Origin of the sequence: Candidatus Enterococcus ikei (genome assembly GCF_017316105.1) — a bacterium.
Lineage (GTDB): Bacteria > Bacillota > Bacilli > Lactobacillales > Enterococcaceae > Enterococcus_L > Enterococcus_L ikei.
In genome coordinates this window covers 44,231-50,230 of sequence record NZ_JAFLWD010000023.1, presented here as the reverse complement: position 1 = coordinate 50,230, position 6,000 = coordinate 44,231, and the positions used below count along the sequence as shown (strand labels likewise).

Genomic DNA, 6,000 nt, shown 5'->3' with positions numbered 1-6,000 from the left:
GCAATCCATCTTCTTTTGTTCGCTTTTGCTTTACACTTGCTAATTTTATTTTTTTACAGTAAATTTGAACAGACTATAAAAGGAGCGTTGTTCAATGAAACGATTATATGCCTTTTTTACCAATGATTTATTATTTTCACTCTCTTTTTTGATTGCTCTTATCAGTTGTTATTTCGGTAAATTCTCATTAAAGTCTATTGATTTCAAGGTTATTTTTTGCTTATTTGGCTTGATGCTTTTTGTTAAGAACCTTGAGAAATTAGGCATTCTAAATTATTTTGCTGAAAAGATGATCGATTTTTCTTCTACTACTCGTAGCCTAATCAGAAATATTGTCTTTCTATCGTTTGTTAGCTCAATGATCCTGACGAATGATGTCGCGATTCTTACGCTGATGCCGATTTACTTGACGATCATAAAGAAATTTCCAGAAATGGAAAATAAACTATTCGGTGCCGTCTTGCTGATTGTTGCTGCAAATTTAGGTAGTAGCTTTTTCCCATTTGGCAATCCACAAAATCTGTTTTTATTTTCTTACTATTCACTGTCCACTTTGACTTTTTTCAAGTGGTCTGTTGTACTGCTTTTATCTTCAAGTTTATTTTTATTGATTTCTTTTCTATTTATCAAAAAAAGACCGATTCCTGACCAACATAATCAGCTGCCAATGATTAATAAAAATAAAACAGTTTTTTTAAGCATGATTGGAGGGTTCATTCTTTTAGGTGTCTTCAACGTCTTCCCCTATTATCTGATAATTCCAGTTGCTACAATCATTCTCACCATTTATGATAAAAATATACTTACTCAAATCGATTATAAATTGTTATGGACATTTGTTTTTTTCTTTATTGCTGTTGGAAATTTTGCCCAAGTAGAGTTCCTTTCCTCGTTCATAAAAGAACAATTTACGACAAGTACACGTACTTTTTTGGGCAGTATTCTAGTCAGCCAGCTTATCAGTAATGTTCCTGCAGCTATTTTGATTGCACCATTTACAGATCAATCTCAGGCACTTTTTTGGGGTGTTAATGTGGGAGGCTTAGGAACGATCATTGCTTCATTAGCTAATTTGATTGGTTTTAAACTATATAAAGAGTACTATCCTAAACAATCAAAAGCTTTTCTTTGGCAGTTCACTGCTATAAACGTAGTATTTTTACTCTTCTTCATCATGCTTTTTAACTTTATATTATAATAAACTAAACCGACCTCCAAACGTTAAATCAGAAATCTGACGTTTGGAGGTCGGTGTGTTTAAGGTAAAATACCGTTTTGGATTTAAATTAATTAATTCGCAATCGCTTCAAGTCTAGCTTTCACATCTTGTTCTGATAGCTCATTTCTCATCACATAACGATTTGCAGGATGATGGCGACATTCATCTGAACAGCTGCCAAGATACTTCGCTTCGTTTTCTTCTGATGCTAAAATTTGTTTATTACAGAACGGATTGGCACAATTGATGTAGCGTTCGCAAGGCGTGCCGTCAAACCAGTCTTTACCGATGATTTTTTTATCGACATGATTGATTTCAACGCTGATTCGTTCATCAAAAACGTACATTTTTCCATCCCATAATTCGCCTCTTGTCTCTGGATCTTTTCCATAAACAGCGATTCCACCATGAAGTTGGGCTACATCTTCAAAGCCTTCTTTGATCAACCAGCCAGAAAATTTCTCACAACGAATACCACCAGTACAGTAAGTGACAACTTTTTTGTCCATAAATTGTTCTTTGTTGTCTCTAATCCATTGTGGTAATTCTCTAAAGTTACGTATATCTGGACGAACAGCGCCTCTGAAGTGACCTAAATCATATTCATAATCATTTCTAGCATCGATTACAACTGTATCTTCATCTAGCAATGCTTCTTTAAATTCAGCTGGCTCTAAATATTTTCCTGTCAATTCTAACGGGTTAACATCTTCTTCCAAGCTTAAAGAAACTAATTCTTTTCTAGGACGAACAAACATTTTATGGAAAGCATTTTCTGCTACTTCATCGATTTTGAAATACGTATCTTTGAAACGCTCATCAGCTAACATCGCTTCCATATAAGCATCTGTTTCAGCAATCGTTCCTGACAACGTACCATTGATTCCTTCAGTTGCTACTAAAATTCTGCCTTTTAAGTTCAACGACTTACAAAAAGCTAAGTGCTCCTTTGCAAATTCTTCAGGGTTTTCAATCGTCGTATATTTATAATAAAGTAATACGCGGTAATCCATTTTATCTTTCTCCTTTTTCTTAGAAACTGTTTTGCTATCTCCATAATAACTGTACAGTCCATATTTTATCTTCATACGTATTCAGTATATAAAAAAGGAAATAGGAAAAGCGAGCTATTTGCTTGTGGAATAGTGAACATACGGAAATAGACAAACGTTCCATAGAAAAAAACTACCTACACCTAGAAATGTTTGGGTAGTTCATTTAAATTGACTCTTTATTGACCAGATACCGCAAAATAGTTCTCATCATTATCGGCAAAGTTGAAGACTAATCCAGTTGGTAATTGAACTAGCTCGCCGACACGCACGCCAGCATCTTTCATTTTTTTGTATAAATTGATGACATCGTCTGCAAAAAACATCAATGACGGCGTATTGCCTGCAACTTCTGGTGAATGTTGTTGGATAAATTCTAGATCGTATAACACAATCATCGTCTCTGCCGTTTCACTTGGTGCAATCTCCACAACTAATGTACCGTCAACTGCATCTCTTTCCTTTTCTACAAAACCGATTTTTTGCCAGAATTTGCTTGATTCTTCTACATTTGTTACATATAACATTATTTTGATTTGGTTAGTAAACATCTTATTACCCCTATCTTTCGCTTTACTTTTATACAAATTCTTATCTATTATATACTTTCTATCATAGCTTATGGTAAGATTTATGAAAATAAATTTGCTTTGAAAAGGAGAAAGAATGAAATTAACTGTTTTGGTAGATAATAATGTTTATATCGATCACTACTATTTAGGAGAACCTGCATTATCTTTTTTTATAGAGGATGGCGACGAAAAAATTCTTTTTGATACAGGATACAGTGATGTTTTTATAAAAAATGCAGACTTACTTAATATCGATTTAAGTCAAGTTACAAAATTGGCACTGTCACATGGTCACAACGATCATACTGGTGGATTGAATCAAATTTCCAGTCTCTTTACAAAAGAAAAGCCGCAAATCATTGCGCATCCACTCACTTTTTTTCCTAAAAAAGAAGAAGGATTGATTATAGGTTCAGCTGTAACTAAAGAAGAACTTCAAGCAAGTTACGATTTACTTCTTACAAAAAAACCAGTAAAACTTTCTCAAAACATTACATTTCTTGGTGAAATACCTGAATTAGTAACGTTTGAACCTCGTAAGCAAGTAGGAGAAACAAAATTATCGATGGCTTTTACACCTGATTATGTTCTAGATGACTCAGCACTCGTTTTTGAAGGTCATGATGGTCTTTCTATTATCACAGGCTGTTCTCACAGCGGTATCAGCAATATTTGTGAATATGCAAAACAAGTCACTGGGATTCAAACTATCAAACGTGTCATTGGCGGTTTTCACTTATTTGAGGTTGATTCACAATTAGATAAAACAATCGAATACTTTAAAGATAATCAAATCGAAACACTATATCCTTGCCATTGTGTTTCCTTTCAAGCTAAAGCTGAAATTCATTATCAAATTCCAATTGAGGAAGTCGGCGTTGGTTTGCAACTGGAGTGGGATTAAAAAGAAGGTAAGTCCCTTGTAAGAGACTTACCTTCTTTTTATTTGAACTCTCTTGGGGAAGAGAAGTGAATCACTTTTTAAGCATTTTCTTCAATAACTAGACTACTATCATTCAGCACATCACGGTCTAACTCTTTGATTCGTGCACTAGTCACGATTCCCGCTACCATACTGTCACTAACGTTAACTGCTGTTCTAGCCATATCGATCAATGGTTCTACAGAAATCACCAAGCCAACGATTGCCACAGGTAAGTTCATTGCACCCAACACGATCAATGAAGCAAATGTTGCTCCACCACCGACACCGGCTACACCAAACGAACTGATTGTTACGATTGCAACTAGCATCAAGATAAATTCTAAACTGAAGACATTGATTCCAACTGTTGGCGCAACTATTGTAGCCAACATAGCTGGATAAACCCCTGCACAGCCATTTTGTCCAATTGACATACCAAAACTTGCAGCAAAGTTTGCTGTGGCATCATCAACGCCTAAAGCTTTTGTTTGTGTTTCAATATTTAAAGGCATTGCTCCTGCACTTGATCTTGAAGTAAAAGCAAAACTTAATACTGGGAATGATTTTTTCAAATAATTCACTGGGTTTACTTTGACTGCCATCAAGATTACTAAGTGAACCAGCATTACGATAATCAATGCGGTGTAAGAAGCTAATACAAATTTTCCTAAGTTAAGGATCGCATCAAAATCACTTGTTGCGACAACATTCGTCATCAACGCTAAAACCCCATAAGGTGTCAAGCGTAAAACTAATGTCACGATACGCATCGTGATTTTATAAAGACTGTCGATCAAGTTTGCAAAAAATTCTGCTTCTTTTGGTGCTTTTCTTTTAATACCTAAATAAGCAATCCCAACGAATGCAGCAAAAATCACCACACCAATCGTACTAGTTGGACGAGTACCGGCAAAATCTGCAAAAACATTTTTAGGAATAAAAGATAAAATTTGTTGAGGAATTGATAGGTTTTCAACGGTTTCCTGTCGAGTCGCAAGTTCTGCGATTCGTGCCGTTTCTGCCGTTCCTTCTGTAAATTTTGCACCTTGTAGTCCAAACAATAATGTTGTTCCAATTCCAACCAAGGCTGCTATAGCCGTTGTTCCTAACAAAGTTGCTAGGACAGTAAAGCTAATTTTTCCAACTTGCTTGGATTCTTTCATCTTAGTAAATGCTCCTACGATAGAAACAAATACCAAGGGGATTACGAGCATTTGTAAAAACGCTACATATCCATTACCTACAATACCGATCCATTCCATTGCTTGCGTTGTAACTTTGTCTTGGGTACCGAATGCGAATTGAATAATTGCACCTAATACAATACCGACACCTAATGCAGCAAAAACACGTGTTGAAAATTTGTAGTGTTTTGTTTGCATACGATAAAAGACGTATAACACTGCAAGAAAAGCAAGGACCACTAAAACAGTGATGAGTGTTGTCATTTTTTTCCCTCCTAAATTTGAAAGCGTAACGGGCTCGTTCAATTCTGACAGAAAATTAGGAAAATATATTTGTGAAGTTTTTTTGTCACAGTTAAATTTTATCTTTTTTCTGAAGAATTAGCTAGTGAGACCAGAAGACGCAATTGAAATGACAAGTACATCAAAGGAAGTAAAGGTTCCCGGGGATCATTCTTCAACGATCCGCCCTAAAAATAAATCAATTCATTTTCAGTGATAGGTACATTGTAACTGATTTAATAGCCTGAGGGGTATTATTTTGTTTCTATAATGATAGAAAAAAGAGTTTGTGATAGCCAAAAACTATCGCAAACTCTTTATACTGGTTAAATTTAAGGCTTCCTGACAACTATGCTTCTGGTGCTGATTGGAAGTTTAATTGGATACCAGGTATGTCTAAAGCAATTTCAGTGATTTCATATGCCATGCGTTGAACGATACTGAACAACGGACTAACTAATTCATCCACTTCTTCTTGACTGATATCTTCTTGTTTTTCAATTTTGTGATCGATCACGTGATTGATTTGACTAACTGAGCCTGACAAAATATATTCCTCAAAAACTAAACGAAACTCTAAACGAGCTGCGATGATTGAATTTTCTTTTGGGTAATTTTCATCTGTCGATTCGATAGGTGAAAATCCAACTCTAAGGTCTGTTTCTACTTCTTCCATATCTTCTGTACGCATATCATAATGAAAAGCCTCTACAACTTCTTGTTGACGTTTTAATTCCACGGCGTTATTCTCCTTTTTCTTTTATGT

General features: G+C 35.2%; 6 protein-coding genes. 2 read left to right on the top strand and 4 right to left on the bottom strand.

All coding sequences use genetic code 11. The features are described from left to right. The first annotated feature begins 94 nt into the window (after positions 1–94). Positions 95–1,198: an SLC13 family permease gene (locus JZO69_RS10170; RefSeq protein ID WP_207112764.1), complete on the top strand. Its 1,104-nt coding sequence runs from the start codon at positions 95–97 to the stop codon at positions 1,196–1,198. Between the two features lie 92 nt (positions 1,199–1,290). On the opposite strand, the gene trhO is transcribed toward JZO69_RS10170, so the two are convergent. Then, a complete protein-coding gene (trhO, locus tag JZO69_RS10165; protein WP_207112763.1) occupies positions 1,291–2,232 on the bottom strand; it encodes an oxygen-dependent tRNA uridine(34) hydroxylase TrhO in 942 nt (313 codons plus the stop codon). Between the two features lie 218 nt (positions 2,233–2,450). Continuing rightward, on the bottom strand, positions 2,451–2,822 hold the full coding sequence (locus tag JZO69_RS10160) for a VOC family protein (RefSeq protein WP_207112762.1): 372 nt from the start codon (positions 2,820–2,822) through the stop codon (positions 2,451–2,453). A 115-nt stretch (positions 2,823–2,937) separates the two neighbouring features. Between JZO69_RS10160 and JZO69_RS10155 the strand changes: the two genes are divergently transcribed. Further along, complete coding sequence (locus JZO69_RS10155; protein WP_207112761.1) at positions 2,938–3,747, top strand: MBL fold metallo-hydrolase; 810 nt, start codon at positions 2,938–2,940, stop codon at positions 3,745–3,747. 77 nt (positions 3,748–3,824) lie between these two features. Here JZO69_RS10155 and JZO69_RS10150 read toward each other — a convergent pair whose 3' ends face one another. Both JZO69_RS10150 and JZO69_RS10145 read right to left on the bottom strand, forming a co-directional pair. Beyond that, positions 3,825–5,216, bottom strand: a complete 1,392-nt coding sequence (locus tag JZO69_RS10150; RefSeq protein WP_207112760.1) for an L-cystine transporter — start codon at positions 5,214–5,216, stop codon at positions 3,825–3,827. A 367-nt stretch (positions 5,217–5,583) separates the two neighbouring features. Continuing rightward, positions 5,584–5,973 (bottom strand): DUF1149 family protein, encoded by a 390-nt coding sequence (locus tag JZO69_RS10145; protein ID WP_207112759.1) that lies wholly within the window; start codon positions 5,971–5,973, stop codon positions 5,584–5,586. Positions 5,974–6,000 lie beyond the last annotated feature (27 nt).

Bases quoted from the DNA above. Each gene is read 5' to 3' on its own strand.
- JZO69_RS10170 (WP_207112764.1), top strand. From the start codon at position 95: ATGAAACGATTATATGCCTTTTTTACCAATGATTTATTATTTTCACTC.
- trhO (WP_207112763.1), bottom strand. From the start codon at position 2,232: ATGGATTACCGCGTATTACTTTATTATAAATATACGACGATTGAAAAC.
- JZO69_RS10160 (WP_207112762.1), bottom strand. From the start codon at position 2,822: ATGTTTACTAACCAAATCAAAATAATGTTATATGTAACAAATGTAGAA.
- JZO69_RS10155 (WP_207112761.1), top strand. From the start codon at position 2,938: ATGAAATTAACTGTTTTGGTAGATAATAATGTTTATATCGATCACTAC.
- JZO69_RS10150 (WP_207112760.1), bottom strand. From the start codon at position 5,216: ATGACAACACTCATCACTGTTTTAGTGGTCCTTGCTTTTCTTGCAGTG.